Annotated in this window: 20 protein-coding genes and 1 pseudogene; 12 read left to right on the top strand and 9 right to left on the bottom strand. The window is 64.8% G+C overall.

What is annotated here, in order from left to right; genetic code table 11:
• The first annotated feature begins 74 nt into the window (after nt 1-74).
• The 3 genes and pseudogenes from map to E4K09_RS14885 all read left to right on the top strand — a co-directional run bounded on the left by map (nt 75) and on the right by E4K09_RS14885 (nt 2,192).
• A complete protein-coding gene (map, locus tag E4K09_RS14895; RefSeq protein WP_134498285.1) occupies nt 75-896 on the top strand; it encodes a type I methionyl aminopeptidase in 822 nt (273 codons plus the stop codon).
• Nucleotides 897-977: 81 nt separating this feature from the next.
• A pseudogene (gene radC / locus E4K09_RS14890) lies at nt 978-1,662 on the top strand (RadC family protein).
• 68 nt (nt 1,663-1,730) lie between these two features.
• The gene (locus E4K09_RS14885; protein WP_134498283.1) at nt 1,731-2,192 is read left to right on the top strand and encodes a PRC-barrel domain-containing protein; all 462 of its coding nucleotides are present in this window, start codon (nt 1,731-1,733) and stop codon (nt 2,190-2,192) included.
• A gap of 60 nt (nt 2,193-2,252) precedes the next feature.
• Here E4K09_RS14885 and E4K09_RS14880 read toward each other — a convergent pair whose 3' ends face one another.
• From E4K09_RS14880 to E4K09_RS14865, 4 genes are all read right to left on the bottom strand, one after another.
• The gene (locus E4K09_RS14880) at nt 2,253-2,849 is read right to left on the bottom strand and encodes an exopolysaccharide biosynthesis protein (RefSeq protein ID WP_134498281.1); all 597 of its coding nucleotides are present in this window, start codon (nt 2,847-2,849) and stop codon (nt 2,253-2,255) included.
• Nucleotides 2,850-2,927: 78 nt separating this feature from the next.
• On the bottom strand, nt 2,928-3,197 hold the full coding sequence (locus E4K09_RS14875) for an usg protein (RefSeq protein ID WP_134498279.1): 270 nt from the start codon (nt 3,195-3,197) through the stop codon (nt 2,928-2,930).
• 104 nt (nt 3,198-3,301) lie between these two features.
• Nucleotides 3,302-3,847 carry a GNAT family N-acetyltransferase gene (locus E4K09_RS14870; protein WP_134498277.1) on the bottom strand — a complete coding sequence of 182 codons (546 nt, stop codon included), beginning with the start codon at nt 3,845-3,847 and terminating at the stop codon, nt 3,302-3,304.
• A complete protein-coding gene (locus tag E4K09_RS14865; RefSeq protein WP_134498275.1) occupies nt 3,844-4,449 on the bottom strand; it encodes a helix-turn-helix domain-containing protein in 606 nt (201 codons plus the stop codon). Before E4K09_RS14865 ends, E4K09_RS14870 begins: the two co-directional genes overlap by 4 nt.
• 148 nt (nt 4,450-4,597) lie before the next feature.
• On the opposite strand from E4K09_RS14865, the gene E4K09_RS14860 reads away from it, so the two are divergent.
• Nucleotides 4,598-5,446 (top strand): methionyl-tRNA formyltransferase, encoded by an 849-nt coding sequence (locus E4K09_RS14860; protein ID WP_134498273.1) that lies wholly within the window; start codon nt 4,598-4,600, stop codon nt 5,444-5,446.
• A gap of 152 nt (nt 5,447-5,598) precedes the next feature.
• Here the strand turns inward: E4K09_RS14860 and E4K09_RS14855 are convergent, their stop codons facing one another.
• Nucleotides 5,599-6,126, bottom strand: a complete 528-nt coding sequence (locus E4K09_RS14855) for a flavin reductase family protein (RefSeq protein WP_134498271.1) — start codon at nt 6,124-6,126, stop codon at nt 5,599-5,601.
• A 295-nt stretch (nt 6,127-6,421) separates the two neighbouring features.
• On the opposite strand from E4K09_RS14855, the gene E4K09_RS14850 reads away from it, so the two are divergent.
• The 6 genes from E4K09_RS14850 to E4K09_RS14825 all read left to right on the top strand — a co-directional run bounded on the left by E4K09_RS14850 (nt 6,422) and on the right by E4K09_RS14825 (nt 11,992).
• Nucleotides 6,422-7,342 carry a branched-chain amino acid ABC transporter permease gene (locus E4K09_RS14850; RefSeq protein ID WP_134498269.1) on the top strand — a complete coding sequence of 307 codons (921 nt, stop codon included), beginning with the start codon at nt 6,422-6,424 and terminating at the stop codon, nt 7,340-7,342.
• Between the two features lie 12 nt (nt 7,343-7,354).
• Nucleotides 7,355-8,767, top strand: coding sequence for a high-affinity branched-chain amino acid ABC transporter permease LivM (gene livM, locus E4K09_RS14845; protein ID WP_134498267.1), 1,413 nt, complete (start codon nt 7,355-7,357; stop codon nt 8,765-8,767).
• Nucleotides 8,767-9,609 carry an ABC transporter ATP-binding protein gene (locus E4K09_RS14840; RefSeq protein WP_134498265.1) on the top strand — a complete coding sequence of 281 codons (843 nt, stop codon included), beginning with the start codon at nt 8,767-8,769 and terminating at the stop codon, nt 9,607-9,609. Before livM ends, E4K09_RS14840 begins: the two co-directional genes overlap by 1 nt.
• On the top strand, nt 9,606-10,376 hold the full coding sequence (locus E4K09_RS14835) for an ABC transporter ATP-binding protein (protein WP_134498263.1): 771 nt from the start codon (nt 9,606-9,608) through the stop codon (nt 10,374-10,376). Before E4K09_RS14840 ends, E4K09_RS14835 begins: the two co-directional genes overlap by 4 nt.
• The gene (locus E4K09_RS14830; protein WP_134498261.1) at nt 10,376-10,738 is read left to right on the top strand and encodes a DUF6867 family protein; all 363 of its coding nucleotides are present in this window, start codon (nt 10,376-10,378) and stop codon (nt 10,736-10,738) included. The genes E4K09_RS14835 and E4K09_RS14830 overlap by 1 nt, the downstream gene beginning before the upstream one ends.
• A gap of 126 nt (nt 10,739-10,864) precedes the next feature.
• The gene (locus tag E4K09_RS14825) at nt 10,865-11,992 is read left to right on the top strand and encodes a branched-chain amino acid ABC transporter substrate-binding protein (RefSeq protein WP_193557292.1); all 1,128 of its coding nucleotides are present in this window, start codon (nt 10,865-10,867) and stop codon (nt 11,990-11,992) included.
• A gap of 450 nt (nt 11,993-12,442) precedes the next feature.
• On the opposite strand, the gene E4K09_RS14820 is transcribed toward E4K09_RS14825, so the two are convergent.
• Nucleotides 12,443-13,171 carry a cytochrome c biogenesis CcdA family protein gene (locus tag E4K09_RS14820; protein ID WP_134498259.1) on the bottom strand — a complete coding sequence of 243 codons (729 nt, stop codon included), beginning with the start codon at nt 13,169-13,171 and terminating at the stop codon, nt 12,443-12,445.
• A 103-nt stretch (nt 13,172-13,274) separates the two neighbouring features.
• Between E4K09_RS14820 and E4K09_RS14815 the strand changes: the two genes are divergently transcribed.
• On the top strand, nt 13,275-14,288 hold the full coding sequence (locus tag E4K09_RS14815; protein WP_134498387.1) for a P1 family peptidase: 1,014 nt from the start codon (nt 13,275-13,277) through the stop codon (nt 14,286-14,288).
• 132 nt (nt 14,289-14,420) lie between these two features.
• On the opposite strand, the gene E4K09_RS14810 is transcribed toward E4K09_RS14815, so the two are convergent.
• Nucleotides 14,421-15,662, bottom strand: a complete 1,242-nt coding sequence (locus E4K09_RS14810) for an NAD(P)/FAD-dependent oxidoreductase (RefSeq protein ID WP_134498257.1) — start codon at nt 15,660-15,662, stop codon at nt 14,421-14,423.
• Nucleotides 15,663-15,870: 208 nt separating this feature from the next.
• Between E4K09_RS14810 and rpe the strand changes: the two genes are divergently transcribed.
• On the top strand, nt 15,871-16,542 hold the full coding sequence (rpe, locus tag E4K09_RS14805) for a ribulose-phosphate 3-epimerase (RefSeq protein ID WP_134498255.1): 672 nt from the start codon (nt 15,871-15,873) through the stop codon (nt 16,540-16,542).
• Between the two features lie 12 nt (nt 16,543-16,554).
• On the opposite strand, the gene E4K09_RS14800 is transcribed toward rpe, so the two are convergent.
• The gene (locus tag E4K09_RS14800) at nt 16,555-17,181 is read right to left on the bottom strand and encodes a TetR/AcrR family transcriptional regulator (RefSeq protein WP_134498253.1); all 627 of its coding nucleotides are present in this window, start codon (nt 17,179-17,181) and stop codon (nt 16,555-16,557) included.
• Nucleotides 17,178-17,807 carry a hypothetical protein gene (locus E4K09_RS14795; RefSeq protein ID WP_134498251.1) on the bottom strand — a complete coding sequence of 210 codons (630 nt, stop codon included), beginning with the start codon at nt 17,805-17,807 and terminating at the stop codon, nt 17,178-17,180. The genes E4K09_RS14800 and E4K09_RS14795 overlap by 4 nt, the downstream gene beginning before the upstream one ends.
• Between the last annotated feature and the right edge of the window lie 380 nt (nt 17,808-18,187).

Here is an 18,187-nt window from a genome sequence, read left to right as displayed (position 1 = left end):
AGCCATTGAAGGAGGATCCTTGCTTGCGCCGGGCGAGATGATCCTTACATTCGGCTTCAAAGCAAGGATCGAGAATGACCGAGACCGAGATTGTCGAGCGCAGGCGCTCGGGCGACATCCCTCTTCACGGCCCCGCGGACTTCGAAGGGATGCGGCGCGCCGGGCGCATGGTGGCCGAATGCCTGGACATGCTCTCCGAGCACGTGAAGCCCGGCGTGACGACCGACTATCTCGACAAGCTCGCCTTCGAGTTCATCCGCGACAACGGCGCCTATCCGGCCTGCCTGCATTATCGCGGCTACACCAAGACGATCTGCACCTCGATCAACCACGTGGTCTGCCACGGCATTCCCAACGACAAGCCGCTGCGGGACGGCGACATCATGAATGTCGACGTGACCCTGATCCTGGACGGCTGGCACGGCGATTCCAGCCGCATGTACTATGTGGGCGAAGTGCCCCGCCGGGCGCAGCGCCTCTGCGAGATCACCTATGAGTGCCTCCTGCGCGGCATCGCCGCCGTGAAGCCGGGTGCCACCACCAACGATATCGGCGCGGTGATCCAATCCTATGCCGAAGCCGAGCGCTGCTCGGTGGTGCGCGATTTCTGCGGCCACGGCATCGGCAAGACCTTCCACGCCTCCCCGACGATCCTCCATTATGTGGAGCCGGCCTACAACGTGGTGCTGGAACCCGGCATGTTCTTCACGATCGAGCCCATGATCAACTTAGGGAGGCCGCAGGTGAAGGTGCTCGCCGACGGCTGGACCGCCGTGACCCGCGACCGCTCCCTCTCGGCGCAGTTCGAGCACATGGTCGGCGTGACGGAGACCGGCGTCGAGGTCTTCACCTACTCCCCCAAGGGGCTGGATAAGCCGCCCCACAATCCGGGTTGACCGCAAAGCAACCTTGTATCTCTTCGCGGCTGAGCTAAAGAATCGTCGGTCCACCATTCCAGAGCGACGATTCCTGCAAGCATGAGCGGCGACGAGACTCCCCATTACTTTGGTCACCGTGACCGCCTCCGGGCCCGCTTCATGGACGTGGGCGGCGATGCCCTGCCGGACTACGAGCTCCTGGAACTCGTGCTCTTCCGGTCCATCCCGCGCCGGGACGTGAAGCCGCTGGCCAAGGAACTAATCAAGCGCTTCGGCACTTTCGCGGAGGTTCTGGCCGCTCCCTCGGCCCGGCTCCTGGAGGTGGACGGCCTCAGCGAGAAGGTGGTCGCCGACCTAAAGATCGTGGAGGCCTCGGCCCGCCGGCTCGCGAAGGGGGAGGTCGCGAAACGGCCGGTTCTCTCGTCATGGGCCTCCGTGCTCGATTACTGCCGGACGGCCATGGCCTTCATGGACCGGGAGCAGTTCCGCCTGCTCTTTCTCGACAAGCGCAATGCGCTCATCGCCGACGAGGTGCAGCAATCCGGAACGGTGGACCACACGCCGGTCTATCCCCGCGAGGTGGTGAAGCGGGCGCTGGAGCTGTCCGCCTCCGCCTTGATCCTGGTCCACAACCACCCTTCGGGCGACCCCCCCCTCCCCGGCCGACATCAAGATGACCCGGGACATCATCGACGTGGCTCACCCTCTAGGCATTACCGTCCACGACCACATCATCGTCGGCCGCGAGGGCCATGCGAGCCTGAAGGGTCTGCGCCTCATCTGAACGTAACTTAGAACCAATCTCCTCCCATCACGTTGCCCCCTCGAAAGCCCCACTGGAAGGAGACATCAATGAAGACGCTGCTCATGACCGGATTTCTCGGTTCGGCCCTGATGGTCACGGGTGCCATGGCCCAATCGCCGGCACCGGCCTCCGACCCGTCCGCGAATTCCGCGCGATTCATGACCCAGCTGAGCCCGGGCTCCATGCTGCTGTCCGACTTCATGGATCAGGACGTGGTCGGCCCCGACAACAAGGACATCGGCGAAGTCGAGGACGTGGTGCTCGACCGGGACGGCAAGGTCTCGGCTGTCGTCGTCGAAGTGGACGAGGGTCTGGGCGACCGCACGGTCGCGCTTCCCATGAACGCCTTCCAGATGAGCATGGATGCCGAGGCGACGGGTTCCGTCCAGGGATCGAACCAGAACGCGGGCTCATCGGGTGCGAGCCGGAGCGGCACCATGCGGCTCATGCTGAACATGCCGGTCGATCAGCTCAAGTCGGCTCCGGAATTCGACGACGACAACGATTGACGGCGGTTGCGTATGCGCCCCTCGATGCCCGGCCTCGCGCCGGGCATTCGGTTGTGGGCCTCACAGAACCGAGTCGATGCCGGTGAAGATGGCATAGACGAAGCCGAGGCTGAGCACCATGCCGACGGAGCCGATGAGCAGGCCTCCGATGATGACCAGGCCATCCCTCTCCACGAGGCCGAGCCCGACGAGACAGACGGCCAGACCGAGCGGGATCTGCCCCACGAAAGGAGGGGCGAAGAGAAGCCCCAGCGCCATCAGCAGGATGACCACGCCCATGACGCGCATCGCAACCGGCGTGTCGAGGAAGGTCATCCGGGGGCGCGAGAACCGCTCGAGCTTGCGGAAGGCCGGCACCGCCCGCTCCACGGCCCGCTCCACGTCGGAACGGGACAGGGAGCGGTTCAAGAGCTGTCCCGGCAGCCAGGGAGCATCACGGCCGAACACGATCTGGATGGCGACCAGGGCCAGGAGGAGTCCGCACACGAGCGGAATCGGCGGCGGCATGGGCAGACAGTTCGGCAGCCCCAGCAGAACGATGAGCAGCGCGAAAGCCCTGTCCTGCAGCACGGTCATGATATCACGCACGGTCAGGCGCTCGCCGGGCTGCGAGGCAAGGGCGAGCAGGATTTGGGATGTTCGAGCGTTGGAAAACAAGGAGCCCTGGCCAGTTCGAGGCGACGAGCCTCTCTAAACGAGTTGCGCTCCCGGGCCAAGGCTTGTCCGCGTGATGGGCTAATGAATGTTGATTTCCCCCGCGACGGCCCGGAACTCGGCCGGTCGGATCAGTTGCGCGTGGGTGATCGTGACGGAATGAAGCGGTCCCGCCAGTTCCCGCTTCCAGAACTCCAGGAAGTCGATGAGCACTGGGAAACGGGGAGCCAGGTCGTAATCCTGCCAGATATAGGTCTGGAGAAACGTGGGATGGTCGGGCATTCGGTAGAGTATCTGGGCCGTCGTCAGCCCGTAGCCTTCCAGCTGGCGGATGAAATCTTTGGATGCCATGCGAACTCCCTCTCGCGCCTCGAGATCCGAAGGCNAAGGCTAAATCTTGATCGACCATCCGGGTTCCCGCAAGAGGCCGGGAGGCTCAGTTCCCCCCCCCCCCCTCAAGCAGGCGTGATCTGCTTGTGGAAGTAAGTCGTGTCGCACAGGCCGCCCTGCGGCCACAGGGCATAGTTCGGAATGACGCCGACGCGCTGCCAGCCGAGACGGGCATAGAGGCGCTCCCCGTCGCTTCCGGTCACCGTGTCGAGCACCAGCACGCTCTTGCCCGCCCGGCGGGCGGCTTCCTCGGCCGCCCGCATGAGCGCGGCGCCGACCCCGCGCTTTCGCGCCCTGCGGTGCACCAGCATCTTGGCGATGTCGGCCCGGTGCGGCTGGTTCTCCGGCTGTTTGAGGATCACCTGGACGGTTCCCACGATTTCCCCGCATTCCTCCGCCACGATCAGGATCCGCTCCCCCGAGGCGACACCTTCGGCCACCCCCCTCCAGAAGGCGTCCGCCTTGCCCGGGGTCATCGGCAGCATGAAGCTGACGGACGCGCCGCCCTCGACGCAATCGATGAGAACCCGGGACAAGGCCCCAATCTGCGCGGCGGCCTCATGGGGCGACAGCGGGCGGATCGTGACGGTCTCGCTGAATGTTTCGCTCATGGGGATCTCCTCGACGGGGCTGAAGACTTCATGTCGGTGGTCAGGGCCACCAGGTAGCGGGCGGGCTTGTCGGACCGATTGCGGAAGATCGTCGGATGCTCGATGTCCATGCTCAGGCAGTCGCCGGTGGAGAGCCGGTAGGTCTCGGTCCCGAGCCCCAGTTCGATCTCCCCTTCGATGATCCAGATCTGCTGGCTGACGCCCACGGAGCGGCGGCCCGTGTCATAGGCCACGCGCGCCCCTGCCGGCAGCACCACCTCCACGAGCTCGATGGGAGACGCAAAGCCGGAGGGCGACAGGTTGCGGCGCAGATAACCGCTGTCCGGATCGCGCCAGACCCGCTGCTCGGCCCGGCGCGCCAGGGGCGAGGCTGCGGCGCTCTGCTTGTCGGCGAACAGCGAGGCCAGCGTGACGCCCAGGCCCGCAGCGAGCTTGTCGAGAACCACCGCCGTCGGGCTGCTTTCGGCCCGCTCGATGAGAGAGATCATCGAGCGGCTCACCCCCGTGCGCTCGGCCAGGCCGTCGAGCGTCAGCCCCTGCTCGATCCGGAGGCCACGGAGCCGCTCGGCGAGATGGACGTTGATATGGGAGACCTCTTCCATGAAGGTAGAATGACCGTCCAGTATACTGGAGTCAACACTCGCGCTCGTCCATCCTTGGCCGGATTTTTGCCCGAAGAGGTCTGATTGTGCGAAAGAACTGACTCACGTTCACCCAGCGCCTTGGTCGGCGGAGAGGAGATCACCTGGAATGCGTTTTGCCTTTGCGGGAATCGATTTTCTCGGGGACGTGTTCGAGACTCTGATCGCGAACGGTTGGCAACCCGTGAAACTCTTCAGCCGGACTTGCGACGGGATCTACGACTTCAACGAGGCGACGGTTTCCCGCGCCCGCAGCCTCCGCATCCCGGTCCAGATGTCGCGCATCGCTCCCTCCGACCTCGCGGGGCTGAAGGCCATGGGCTGCGACGCTCTGGTCGTGGCGGGCTATCCATGGCTCATCAGGGGCTGGGAGCGGCAGGTGCCCTATGCCCTCAACTTCCATCCGTCGCCCCTGCCGGACGGGCGTGGCCCCTACCCTCTGTTCAAGGCGATCCTCGACGGACTTCCGGAATGGGGCGTCACGGCTCACGTGCTGGAGCCGGCCTTCGACACGGGTTCGATCCTCGCCCAGAAGCGCTTTGCCTTAAGCCCCTTGGAAACCCACGACACCCTTCTGGCCAAGTGCCAGATCGCCGCGAAAGGCATCGCGACCCGGCTTGCCGAAGAGCTTCCCGATCTTTGGCGGGAGGCCAGGCCGCAGGGGGCCGGCACCTATTGGCCCCGGATCACCCAGGCCGAACGAACCGTCAACTGGGCGGCAGGCGTGGACGACGTGCTGCGGACGATCCGCGCCTTCGGGTCCATCGAGGCCTTCGGCCAGGTCGATTCCCGCTACCTTTACATCTGGGACGCCGCCGGCTGGAAGGAGGCGCACGCCTACAGGCCCGGAGCCCTCGTGCACAAGCACCGCAAGCATCTGGTCGTCGCCGCCAGGGACGGGTTCGTCCAGATCACCGGCTGGAGCCATTACGCCCCGGGGCCCGCGCGGGGAGGGTGACGGTCAGCGGCGCCGCTTCAGCAACTTCCAGGCCTGCCGGAGAAGCACGATATTCCTGATGAGCTTGAACATGCGAAAACCTCTGAGAACCATTTGTCATTCCAAGAGGGACGGGAGTCGAAAGTTCCCGGGGCTCACGCGTCCTTGAAGCCTCAAAGGCTGTGATAGAGCCGCCTCTGATAGACGAGCGCCGGCTTCGTCTCGCCGAGCCGGATGCTCGCGATCTCGCCGATGATGACGTGATGGGTGGCAACGACCCTCGCGTCCTCCAGGCGGCAATCGAAGGAGACCAGGCTCGTGGCGAGCGCAGGCGCACCGGTGACGAGCTTGGCCCATTCGCCCTTCGTGAAACGGGCAGGCCCCTGCAGGTCCGTGCGGCCGGCGAAGACGTCCGCCAGAGCCTGATCGGACCCGTTCAGCACGTTGACGCAGAAGACTCCGTTCGCCAGCAGCGCCTGGGCCGAGCGGGCGGTGGTGTTGACGCAGACCAGGAGGGAGGCGGGCTTGTCGGTCACGGGTGTGACGGCCGTCGCCGTGAACCCGGCAAGGCCCGACGGCCCATCGGTGGTGACCACGTGGACGGCTGCGGCAACGCGGCTCATGCCCTCCCGAAAGAGAACGGAATCGAGGCCATGGGCACCGGTTTCGGCGGATGAGGGGGGAGCGGGAGTCTTCAACATGTTCTTCCGGGAAGCCTCTCCCACTCTTTGGAGCGGAGCACAAGGCCATCCTGGACCATATGGGGCTTAAGGAAAGGCTTTGGAAGCCGCCGTTCGACCCTTGCCTCGAATTCGATCAGCCGCCGCCGATCTTTCCATCAAAGTGGTTGATAGGAGTCTTAACAATCCGTTGTCGAACGAAAAACCGTTTGCTAGAGAGCCGCATAGCTTACGTCTGGCTTGGCCTTGCACCCGCATCGTGCTTTGTTGAGCCGTTCCCAAGCAAGACCCGCTTCCAGAGGGCTAAGGGTAGGACATGGAAATTTTTGTGCAGCAGCTCATCAACGGGCTGACGCTGGGGTCGATCTACGGCCTCATCGCTATCGGCTATACGATGGTCTTCGGTATCATCGGCATGGTGAACTTCGCCCATGGCGACGTTTTCATGCTCTCCGCGTTCATCGCGCTCATATTCTTTCTCATCCTGACCACGTGGCTCGGGATCTCGTCCGTCGCGCTGGCGCTCTTCTTCGTGCTCATCATCGCGATGGTGCTCACCTCCCTGTGGGGCTGGGCCATCGAGCGGGTCGCCTATCGACCCCTTCGCGGCTCCTTCCGCCTGGCGCCGCTCATCTCGGCCATCGGCGTGTCGATCTTCCTCTCCAACTTCGTCCAGGTCGCCCAGGGCGCGCGCAACAAGCCGACGCCGCCCATGATCCGGGACGTGATCGTCCTGTTCCAGGGCGAGAGCGGGTACAATGTGGCCATCTCGTACAAGCAGATCATCATCATGGTCATGACGGCCGTGCTGCTCTCGATCTTCTGGTACATCGTCCAGAAGACATCGCTCGGCCGGGCCCAGCGCGCCTGCGAGCAGGACCGCAAGATGGCGGCGCTCCTCGGCATCAACGTGGATCGCACGATCTCCCTCACCTTCGTGATCGGCGCCGCGCTCGCGGCGGTCGCTGGCACCATGTATCTGCTGTATTATGGCGTGGTGAGCTTCGCGGACGGCTTCGTGCCGGGCGTGAAGGCCTTCACGGCGGCCGTTCTCGGCGGCATCGGCTCGCTGCCAGGCGCCGTTCTCGGCGGCCTGATCATCGGTCTCATCGAGACCTTCTGGTCGGCCTATTTCTCGATCGAGTACAAGGATGTGGCCGCCTTCTCGATCCTGGCCATCGTCTTGATCTTCATGCCCTCCGGCATTCTCGGACGGCCTGAGGTCGAGAAGGTTTAAGGGGCAGCGAACATGAACGCTCCTTCCATCACAACGCCGGCTCAGACGCAGGCCGCGACGACAACCTTCGACCTGAGCGCGGCCCTCAAGGACGCCTTCAAGGCGGCCCTGATCACCTTCGGCCTGTCCATTCCGATCCTGTCCTTCAGGACGGAGCAGAGCGGAGCCGATCTGTTCCTGAGCTCCCGCTGGGGCCTGGCGCTGATCGTCACCGCCATCGTGTTCGGCCTGCGCCTCCTGGTTCACGCCTACACGGCGTCCCGCTCCTACCGGAAGGCCACGCCCAGCCCGAAACAGGCGACGGAGCTCGTCCACGCCCAACCGAGCGCCTTCCAGCACGTCTCGAAATTCGCCATTCCCTTCTTCCTGGGCGTGGCGATCGCCTTCCCGTTCCTGATCTATCTCGTTCAGGGCGGACTGAACGAGTCCCGCTACTGGATCGACCTCGGCATCCTGATCCTCACCTACGTGATGCTCGGTTGGGGCCTCAACATCGTGGTGGGCCTCGCGGGCCTGCTCGATCTGGGCTATGTGGCGTTCTACGCGGTGGGGGCCTATTCCTACGCCCTTCTGTCCACCACGTTCGGGCTGTCGTTCTGGATCTGCCTGCCGCTGGCCGGCATCCTCGCGGCGTTCTGGGGCATGATCCTCGGCTTCCCCGTGCTGCGCCTGCGCGGCGACTACCTCGCCATCGTGACCCTCGCCTTCGGCGAGATCATCCGCCTCGTGCTCATCAACTGGGTGGACGTCACCAACGGCGCCGCCGGCATCTCGTCGATCCCGCGCGCGACCTTCTTCGGCATCCCGTTCACCGCGGGCGAAGGCGGCTTCGCCCAGACCTTCGGGCTCGAATTCAACGGCATGCACAGGATCATCTTCCTGTACTATCTCATCCTGGCGCTCGCCCTGCTGACCAATTTCGTCACCATGCGGCTGCGCAAGCTGCCCGTGGGCCGCGCCTGGGAAGCCCTGCGCGAGGACGAGATCGCCTGCCGCTCGCTCGGCATCAACACCACGAACACCAAGCTCACGGCCTTCGCCATCGGGGCCATGTTCGGCGGCTTCGCGGGCTCCTTCTTCGCGGTCCGCCAGGGCTTCGTCTCCCCGGAGAGCTTCAACTTCCTGGAATCGGCGATCATCCTGGCCATCGTGGTGATGGGCGGCATGGGCTCCCAGATCGGCGTCGCCATCGCGGCCATCGTGCTGGTCGGCGGTCCCGAGGTGCTGCGCAACCTGACCTTCCTCAAGGCCGTGTTCGGCGAGGGCTTCGATCCGAACGAGTACCGCCTGCTGATCTTCGGCGTCGGCATGGTGGCGATGATGGTCTGGCGTCCGCGCGGACTGATTTCGGAACGTGAACCCTCGGTGATCTTGAAAGAGCGCAAAGCCATCTCGGGCTCGCTCGTGAAGGAAGGACACGGCTAATGCGCTGGCTGCAGGATCCCATCCTCGACGTACAGCATCTCACGATGCGCTTCGGCGGCCTCGTCGCCGTCAACGACCTCTCCTTCCAGGCCGGGCGCGGCGACATCACCGCGCTCATCGGGCCGAACGGCGCGGGCAAGACGACCGTCTTCAACTGCATCACCGGCTTCTATAAGCCGACGGAAGGCATGCTGGCCCTGCGCAAGCCCAACGGCTCGCACCTGCTGCTGGAGAGGCTGCCCGGCTTCGACATCAACTGGAAGGCCAAGGTCGCCCGCACCTTCCAGAACATCCGCCTGTTCTCCGGCATGACCGTGCTCGAGAACCTGCTGGTGGCGCAGCACAACCCGCTGATGATCGCCTCCGGCTTCACGTTCCTCGGCGTTCTCGGCATCGGCGGCTACCGCAAGGCCGAGAAGGAAGCCATCGAGAAGGCGAAGTTCTGGCTGGAGAAGACCCGCCTCATACACCGGGCCGACGACCCGGCCGGCGACCTGCCCTACGGCGACCAGCGCCGCCTGGAGATCGCCCGCGCCATGTGCACGGACCCGCTCCTGCTCTGCCTCGACGAGCCGGCGGCGGGCCTCAACCCGCGCGAGTCGCTGGAGCTCAACGAGCTCCTGCTCTCGGTGCGCCGGGATCACGGCACCTCGATCCTCCTGATCGAGCACGACATGTCGGTGGTCATGGAGATCTCGGATCACGTGGTGGTGCTCGATTACGGCACCAAGATCTCCGACGGCCTGCCGGCCGAGGTGAGGAACGATCCCAAGGTCATCGCCGCCTATCTCGGCGTGGCCGACGAGGAAGTCGAGAAGGTGGAAGCGGAGATCGGCGCATGAGCACCGCGGACGCAAGCATTCAACAGACCGCACCGCGTGCGGATCGCCAGGCGCTGCTCAGCGTGCGCGGCGTCAAGACCTATTACGGCAACATCATCGCCCTCAAGGGCGTGGACATGGACGTCCACGAGGGCGAGATCGTCACGCTGATCGGCGCCAACGGCGCCGGCAAGTCGACGCTGATGATGACGATCTTCGGCAACCCGCGGGCGCGGGAAGGCACGATCACTTATGCGGGCCGCGACATCACCAGGATGCCGACCCACGAGATCGCCCAGCTCTCCATCGCCCAATCGCCGGAGGGGCGGCGCATCTTCCCGCGCATGACCGTCTTCGAGAACCTCCAGATGGGCGCCTCCATCAACGGCTTCGCCCATTTCAATCAGGATTTGGAGCGGGTCTGCACCCTGTTCCCGCGCCTCAAGGAACGCCTGCAGCAGCGGGGCGGCACCCTCTCGGGCGGCGAGCAGCAGATGCTGGCCATCGCCCGCGCCCTCATGAGCAGGCCCAGGCTCCTCCTCCTGGACGAGCCGTCGCTGGGCCTCGCGCCCCTGATCGTGAAGCAGATCTTCTCGATCATCAAGGAACTCAACGAGAAGGACGGGATGACCGTCTTCCTAGTGGAGCAGAACGCCTATCACGCCCTCAAGCTCGCCCATCGCGGTTATGTGATGGTCACGGGCAATATCACCATGAGCGGCACCGGCAAGGAGCTGCTCGAGGATCCGCAGGTCCGGGCAGCCTATCTCGAAGGGGGGCACCACTGATGCAGGGTATTCTCTACGAAGAGCCTTCGATCTGGCTCTTTCTCCTGATCACCGTGATCATGGGCGGATGGGCGGCCTGGATGACCGGGCGGGCCATCGCCCTCACCTGGCGGCCGTTCTGGACGCTGATCCTGTACCTGTTCATCCTCGGGGCGGCGGTGCGCTTCATCCACTTCGCCCTGTTCGGCGGAACGCTGCTGTCGGTCCATTACTACGCGGTGGACACGATCGTGCTGCTGATCATCGGATCGCTGGGCTTCCAGTACCGCCGCGCCCGCATGATGACCACCCAGTACCGCTGGCTCTACGAGCGGAGCGGCCCTTTCTCCTGGCGGGAAAAGGCTTCTGCTACCAAGGGCTAAGGCCAAAAGATTCCCAGGTGACAACAGCCTAAAAAACGGCATGATGTTACCTTGGATGACGGGGATCCCGTCAAACCGGCCCCCCGAGGAAGAGGGGCCTATAAAACCACCCAGAGGAGTGACCTCATGAAAAAAATGCTGTTGACCGGCGTGGCGCTTGGTCTTGGCCTCGCCTTCTCCAGCGCAGCCAGCGCGCAGATCAAGATCGGCGTTGCTGGCCCCATCACCGGCGCGAACGCGGCTTTCGGCGCTCAGCTGAAGAACGGCGTCGAGCAGGCTGTCGAGGACATCAATGCCGCTGGCGGCATCAATGGCCAGAAGCTGCAGATCGTCGTCGGCGACGACGTCTCCGACCCGAAGCAGGGCGTGTCGGTGGCCAACAAGTTCGCGGCTGAAGGCGTGAAGTTCGTCGTCGGCCACTTCAACTCCGGCGTCTCGATCCCGGCTTCGCAGGTTTACGAGGAAGCCGGCATCGTCCAGGTGACCCCGGCCTCCACGAACCCGCAATTCACCGAGCGCGGCATGTGGAACACCTTCCGCACCTGCGGCCGCGACGACCAGCAGGGCGCCGTTGCCGGCGGTTATCTCGCCGACAAGTTCAAGGGCAAGAAGGTCGCCGTCGTTCACGACAAGACCCCTTACGGCAAGGGTCTTGCCGACGAGACCCTGAAGGCCATGAACGCCAAGGGCCTGAAGGAAGTCGTGTATGAAGGCGTCAACCCGGGCGAGAAGGACTACTCCGCTCTCGTATCCAAGCTGAAGCAGGCCGGTGTCGACGTGGTCTATTTCGGCGGCCTCCACACGGAAGCAGGCCTCATCATCCGCCAGATGCGCGACCAGGGCCTCAACGCCCCGCTCATGTCGGGTGACGGCATCGTGTCGGCCGAGTTCACCTCGATCGCGGGACCTGGCGCCGAAGGCACCCTGATGACCTTCTCGCCGGATCCGCGCAAGAACCCGAACGCGAAGGACGTCGTGGCCAAGTTCAAGGCCAAGAACTACGACCCCGAGGCATACACCCTGTACTCCTACGCTGCGACCCAGATCCTGGCCGAGGCCGCCAAGCAGGCCGGCAGCACGGACGGCAAGAAGGTTGCGGACGCCATGAAGTCGGGCAAGTCCTTCAAGACCGTGATCGGCGACATCTCCTACGACAAGAAGGGTGACATCACCCGTCCGGACTACATCATGTATGTCTGGAAGAAGGGCGCCGACGGCAAGATCGATTACTCCGGCAACGAGCTCGGCATGTAATCGACCGGCCCAGGCCGAAAGAGACAGACCCGCCCTGGCAACAGGGCGGGTTTTTCATTGCGAAAAGCCGCCGCGCCCCGCTGACACGGCACGACCGGCCCTGCCGGTGTTTCCTCCTCTATGCGGTGGAGTGTTTCTCCGTAGGAGGGAAGGACTGGACTGATCCATAGCCACGGCTCTGACACCCACCACGTCATGCGCGGCTTTGGGCCGGGCATCCCCGTCTTTGAACCGCCATGCGAAAAGACCTGGATGGCCGTGACGAGCACGGCATGAGGGGAAGAGGCATGGCTTCCTGTCACCCACAACGTCATCACCGGCCTTGTGCCGGTGATCCCCCGGCTTTGGCCCGGTGCGGTTCTCAAGACGTTGGTGACTGCAACACGTGCGGCCATGCCGAGTGTGGATTCCCGTCAAAGGGGACTGGCTGCATGCCGGCAGGGGCGGATGTCAGCCCAGCGTCCCCAGCACCGGAAAGGTTTCCAGCAGCCAGAACGACATGTTGGTGATCCAGCCGGTCAGGAAGGCGATGCCGGTGAGGATCATGAGGACGCCCATGACTTTCTCCACGAGGCCGAAGCGGGAGCGCATGCGCTTGAGGAGCGCCACGAACGGCTTCATGGCGAAGGCCGCAAGCAGGAAGGGAATGCCTAAGCCCGCCGAATAGGCCGCGAGCAGCATGGCCCCATAGGCGACGCTGTCCTCCGATCCCGCCACCGCCAGGATGGCGGCGAGGACCGGCCCGATGCACGGCGTCCAGCCGAAGGCGAAGGCAAGGCCCATCACATAGGCGCCCCAGAGGCCGACCGGCTTCTCGACCTGCAAGCGGGCCTCCCGATAGAACAGGCCGATCCTGAAGATTCCAAGGAAATGCAGGCCCATCACGATGATGGCGACGCCCGCGACGGTGCTCAGCACATGGAGATACTGCCGGATCACCTGCCCCAGCGCCGAGGCGGTGGCGCCCAGGAGCACGAACACGGTGGCGAAGCCCGCCACGAACAGCAGGGCGGCCAGCATCGCGCGGCGGCGAACGGCCCGGTCGTCCCCCGCATGCAGCTGGTCGAAGGTCGTGCCCGCCAGGAACGACAGGTATGGCGGAACCAGCGGCAGGACACAGGGGCTCAAGAAGCTGATCAGGCCGCCGAGGGCCGCGGCAGGGAAGGAAACGCTGAGCATAGGGCCTTCTAGCGTGTTCCGACACCGTGAGAAAGCTCGTGAAAGCGCGGCTCGCCTGCTTGTGAAGCCTGCGCTTTTGAGGTTGCTTGGGAGGATGACAGCTTTGCGCAACCTGATCACCGATGTGGCCGGCCTCCGGGTCGGGAACGCCCATGACGCCGCTCTCGGTTCGGGCGTGACGGCGATCCTGTTCGATCAGCCTGCCGTGGCCTCCTACGCGGTCAACGGCGGAGCCCCCGGCACGCGCGACACGGACCTTTTGGAGCCCGACAAGGTGGTGCCCGGGATCAACGGCCTCGTGCTCTCGGGAGGCTCGGCCTTCGGCCTGGACGCGGCAAGCGGCGTGCAGGCCTACCTTCGGGAGCAAGGCATCGGCTTTGCGGTTGGCTCCGCGCTCGTGCCCCTGGTCCCGCAGGCGATCACCTTCGACCTGCTCAACGGCGGCAACAAGGAATGGGCGCGCTACCCGCCCTACCGCGAGCTCGGCTACGCGGCCGCGGAGGCCGCCGGTTCCGATTTCGCGCTGGGAACGGCGGGCGGCGGCTACGGCGCCACGACCGTCGACCTGAAGGGCGGCCTCGGATCGGCCAGCGCGGTGACGGGCGCGGGCCACCTTGTCGGCTCGCTCGTCATCGTCAATGCCCTGGGATCCGTGCTCATCGGCGAGGGCCCACATTTCTGGGCCGGAGCCTACGAGGAGGGCGAGGAATTCGGAGGCCTGGGGCTCCCGCCCCGGATCACGCCCGCCATGCGAAAGCTCGACTGGAAGGGGCGGATGCGGGCGCCGCCGCCCATCGCCACGACCATCGCGCTCGTGGCGACCGATGCCGTCCTCACCAAGGCCCAGGCCAAGCGCCTCGCGGTCGTCTCCCATGACGGCCTTGCCAAGGGCCTGCGCTTCGCCCATGCGCTCTACGACGGCGATACGGTCTTTGCGGCCGCGACGGGGCGGAAGCCCCTGGGGGACGAGGCCGCGGATTTCATCGAGATCGGGGCCGTTGCCGCCGATTGCCTCGCCCGCGCCATCGCGCGCGGCGTTTACGAGGCGACCGCCCTGCCCTTCAAGGATGCGCAGCCGGCCTGGAAGGACAGGTTCGGCGGGCTCGTCAAGGGCTGAACGTCCGAGCCCGTCATCCCTGGGCCGCTTCATCGCTCGTCATCCCCGGCGCTTTAAGCCGGGCATCCAAGTCTTTGACCCGGCGCGATTCTCAAGACGTGCGGCCATGACGCAGAGCCAAGGGGTCGATCCTCAGAACCGTTCGACGCGATAGGGCTTGGGATCCACCACCGGCGTCTCGCCCGTGATCATCTCGGCGAGCAGGCGGCCCGTGACGGGGCCGAGAGTCAGGCCATGATGGGCATGGCCGAAGCCGAACCACAGGTTCTTGTGGCGCGGAGCCTTGCCGATGATCGGCATCATATCCGGCGTGCAGGGGCGCATGCCCATCCACGGCTCCGGATCGACCCGCTCGCCGAGCGGGAAGAACGCGCGGGCGATCGGCTCGGCGCGCCCGAGCTGCACCGGAGTCTTGGGCGCATCGCGCACCGCGAATTCCGCGCCCGTCGTGAGACGGATGCCTTTCAGCATGGGAGCCAGGAAGTAGCCGCGGTCGAAATCCAGGGTCGGACGGTTCAGCACCGCGTTGCCCTCGGGCTTGTAATGCATGTGGTAGCCGCGCTTGACCGCGAGCGGCAGATTGTAGCCGAGCCGCTTCGTCACCACGTCGGCCCAGGCCCCGAGGGCGACGACCACCGCTCCGGCCTCCACCATCCCGTTCTCGGTCTGCACCCGCCACCCGGTCGGGGTCTCCTCGAGCGTCCTGGCATCGCCCGCCGCCAGCTCTCCGCCGAGACGCTCGAACAGGCCCACATAGCCCATCGTGAGCTGGTGAGGATCGGAGACCGAAGCCGGGTCGGTCCAGTGGATGCCGCCCTTGGTCGAAACCTTGAGGTGAGGCTCGCGCTCCGCCACGCCCCGGGTGTCCAGGGCATCGAAGTTGACGCCGAAATCGCGCTTCACGTCCTCAGCGTCGCGGAACTGCTCGTCGCGGGTCTTCTCATCGCGGAAGACCTTCAGCCAGCCCGTCGGGCGGATCAGATGCGTGGAGCCCGATTCGTCCGCCAGGGCCATATGCTCGGTGACGCTGCGCTCGATGAGCGGCGCGTACATGCGCGCGATCGCCTTGTGCTGGGCCGGGCGGGAATGCATCCAGTACTGGAGCAGGAACGGGGCGATCTTGGGAATCGCGCTCCAATGGTAATGGGCGTCGATGGTGTTGTTCAGGGCATAGCGCAGCAGCGCACCGAAATCGTGGGGAAAGCCATAGGGGTAGACGCCCTCGCGCTGGATGAGGCCCGCATTGCCGAAGGAGGTTTCCTCACCGGGCTTGCGCTTGTCGACGAGGAGCACCGAACGGCCGCGTTTCTGTAAATGCACGGCAATCGACACGCCGACGATGCCGGCGCCAAGAACAACCACATCCTTACGCATGAAGCCCTGCCTGTGTTGTTTGGCTCTCGCGGGGAGAGTGGAGCTTTTCGCTCCGTTTCACGGGGATTTTCTACTCCCGTTCCGGCGAGAGCGTCCATGCAATTCGTGCGGCAAAACCGCCTCTCCCCAGGCAAGTGGTATTCGATTGGCTCATGACGCTCGCGAAAGCCCGTTGCCGCCGGAAAATGCGCGTGCTACCGCCCCTCGCATGACACGCCCGCTGCTCATCGCCCCCTCCATTCTCTCCGCCGACTTCTCCAAGCTCGGCGAGGAAGTCCGCGCTGTCGACGCCGCCGGCGCCGACTGGATCCACATCGACGTGATGGACGGCCATTTCGTGCCCAACATCACCATCGGCCCCGACGTGGTGAAGGCCCTGCGCCCTCACACCGCCAAGGTGTTCGACGTTCACCTGATGATCGCCCCGGTCGATCCCTACCTGGAAGCCTTCGCCAAGGCGGGCGCGGACATCATCAGCATCCATGCGGAGGCGGGCCCGCATCTGCACCGGTCCCTGCAGACGATCCGGGCGCTCGGCAAGAAGGCCGGAATCGTGCTCAATCCCGGCACGCATGAATCCGCCGTCGAGCCCGTGCTCGACATGGTGGACCTGGTCCTCCTGATGACCGTGAACCCCGGCTTCGGGGGACAGGCCTTCATCGGCTCGGTCTGCGAGAAGGTCCGCCGCGTCAGGACGATGATCGGCGACCGGGACATCGACATCGAGATCGACGGCGGCGTGACCGCCGAGACGGCTCCTCTCGTGGCGGCCGCCGGCGCGAACGCTCTCGTGGCGGGCTCCGCCACCTTCAAGGGCGGTCCTTCAGCCTATGGAGCCAACATGGCGGCCATTCGCGAGGCCGCCGCGAAGGCGCGCTGAGACCGGAGTGCCTCAGGGTCTGACCCCCGTCAACCCGGACGCGAGGAGCCGGGTCAGGAAATCGGCCAGCCGCTCAACGAAAGCCTCGTCGACTTTCAGGTTGTGCGGCGGACGGGACAGATACTCGTAGTCGCGGACGAAGATGAAGCCCTGGTGCAGCAGCCACAGGGTTGCCACCGCGACGTCTTCCTCGCTCGCCCGTTCACCCATGAAGCGGCGCGCGAGGCGCTCCGCGGATGACAGAAGCGACGCGTTCTCGGTAATCGCCACGTCCTGGAACATGTCCGTCCGCTGCAGGATCTCCCAGTTCAGAATCTTGATGTAGCGCGCCAGCACGCTGCGCTTCAGAAGCGGCAGAAGCATCTGCCGAACGAAAAGCCGCAAGGCTTCCGTTGCCTGAAGGGAATCCAGATTGTCAGGATCGAGAACATTGGATTCCTTCAAGGCTTTGAACGCTGTGCGCAGAACTTCGCGGTAGAGGCCCTCCTTGCCCCCGAAATGGTACGTCACGGCAGCTTGGTTCGCACCCGCCTTCCGCGTGATGTCGCGGATGGAGCCCCCCTCGTATCCCTTCTCGGCGAAAACGAGGGTCGCAGCCTCGATCAGAGCTTCTCTCGTGCGTTCGGAAGCGCGGCTCATTTAAGCACGAGGTCGGCAACGGCCCCACCCCAGGACGTCACTCTCGTGAGGAGACGCTCGGGAGAAGGAATCACGTCAGGAAGCGACATTCCAAGAAGCTGGAGACGGGAGCCTCCGATCGCCCCTTCGGACGCAGCAGCTGCCTGGGCCACTTCCATCGATCCCGCAGCGGCGGGCCTGGCGGGAGGAAGGATACCGCTGGACGGCAGACGGCTGCAGGCCTCCGAGCAGGTAGACGCCCCAGCCTGGCGGACCTTGGCGGATGGGGCGACGTCAGCCTCCAGATCAGCCACACGGAGATCGGGAGACCAGTCGCGTGCAACAGGCGGCGCGAAGGCGTCGTGTTCGTTCGGACCGAACACCATCGAGAACTCCTCGACGCTGGCGACTCGCGTCCGGAATCCATCCTCCGTGAAGTTCGCGTTGAGGAGGCTTACGGCGGCGCCAGGCTCGAGGCTCGAAACCTGTTGATGAACGGGGCTCTCCGTAGGCGCTCCGGTCTTCAGGAACGACCCGGTGATCGATGCAACGCAAACGGTTGCTGCCACCGAAACGGTCACTTGCAGAACGAACCTTCCACCAATCTCGGCAGCCTTGCTGACGACCTTCGACAAAACGGCACGCATGCGCGGTTCCTCAATTAAAACATCCGTATGATTTCCAAACAGGCGTTTGAGGCAAAATCAAGATGCCGGCAAGCTCCCCATCCGCGAGGCACGGGATTTCCCATGCTGGGGCTTCAGGCGGCAACACCCTTGAATTCGAGACCCGCATCCAATAGCGATCACTCAGAGCTCGTCAGCCTCGCTCCGAGCGTTCAGGGCCTGCCGATCGCGCATGCGCCTCAAGCGCGGGTTCCGAGAGAGCGATGCGCCCGCAGGCAGGAGAAGACTTGTGATCCCCCGTCATAGGGGTCAAGTGGAGCTTTGCCGTTTTCAGCCAGCCGGTTGGAATAGCTGCGGATGACGAAGGGCCACCATCGAGTCACCAGAGCGGCAGGTTTTTG

Origin of the sequence: Microvirga pakistanensis (assembly GCF_004458765.1) — a bacterium.
Classification (GTDB): Bacteria; Pseudomonadota; Alphaproteobacteria; order Rhizobiales; family Beijerinckiaceae; genus Microvirga; species Microvirga pakistanensis.
This window is presented reverse-complemented; position numbering and strand designations above follow the sequence as displayed.

Coding starts and splice junctions, on each gene's coding strand:
- map (WP_134498285.1), top strand. CDS start 75: ATGACCGAGACCGAGATTGTCGAGCGCAGGCGCTCGGGCGACATCCCT.
- E4K09_RS14885 (WP_134498283.1), top strand. CDS start 1,731: ATGAAGACGCTGCTCATGACCGGATTTCTCGGTTCGGCCCTGATGGTC.
- E4K09_RS14875 (WP_134498279.1), bottom strand. CDS start 3,197: ATGGCATCCAAAGATTTCATCCGCCAGCTGGAAGGCTACGGGCTGACG.
- E4K09_RS14870 (WP_134498277.1), bottom strand. CDS start 3,847: ATGAGCGAAACATTCAGCGAGACCGTCACGATCCGCCCGCTGTCGCCC.
- E4K09_RS14865 (WP_134498275.1), bottom strand. CDS start 4,449: ATGGAAGAGGTCTCCCATATCAACGTCCATCTCGCCGAGCGGCTCCGT.
- E4K09_RS14860 (WP_134498273.1), top strand. CDS start 4,598: ATGCGTTTTGCCTTTGCGGGAATCGATTTTCTCGGGGACGTGTTCGAG.
- E4K09_RS14855 (WP_134498271.1), bottom strand. CDS start 6,126: ATGTTGAAGACTCCCGCTCCCCCCTCATCCGCCGAAACCGGTGCCCAT.
- E4K09_RS14850 (WP_134498269.1), top strand. CDS start 6,422: ATGGAAATTTTTGTGCAGCAGCTCATCAACGGGCTGACGCTGGGGTCG.
- livM (WP_134498267.1), top strand. CDS start 7,355: ATGAACGCTCCTTCCATCACAACGCCGGCTCAGACGCAGGCCGCGACG.
- E4K09_RS14840 (WP_134498265.1), top strand. CDS start 8,767: ATGCGCTGGCTGCAGGATCCCATCCTCGACGTACAGCATCTCACGATG.
- E4K09_RS14835 (WP_134498263.1), top strand. CDS start 9,606: ATGAGCACCGCGGACGCAAGCATTCAACAGACCGCACCGCGTGCGGAT.
- E4K09_RS14830 (WP_134498261.1), top strand. CDS start 10,376: ATGCAGGGTATTCTCTACGAAGAGCCTTCGATCTGGCTCTTTCTCCTG.
- E4K09_RS14825 (WP_193557292.1), top strand. CDS start 10,865: ATGAAAAAAATGCTGTTGACCGGCGTGGCGCTTGGTCTTGGCCTCGCC.
- E4K09_RS14820 (WP_134498259.1), bottom strand. CDS start 13,171: ATGCTCAGCGTTTCCTTCCCTGCCGCGGCCCTCGGCGGCCTGATCAGC.
- E4K09_RS14810 (WP_134498257.1), bottom strand. CDS start 15,662: ATGCGTAAGGATGTGGTTGTTCTTGGCGCCGGCATCGTCGGCGTGTCG.
- rpe (WP_134498255.1), top strand. CDS start 15,871: ATGACACGCCCGCTGCTCATCGCCCCCTCCATTCTCTCCGCCGACTTC.
- E4K09_RS14800 (WP_134498253.1), bottom strand. CDS start 17,181: ATGAGCCGCGCTTCCGAACGCACGAGAGAAGCTCTGATCGAGGCTGCG.
- E4K09_RS14795 (WP_134498251.1), bottom strand. CDS start 17,807: ATGCGTGCCGTTTTGTCGAAGGTCGTCAGCAAGGCTGCCGAGATTGGT.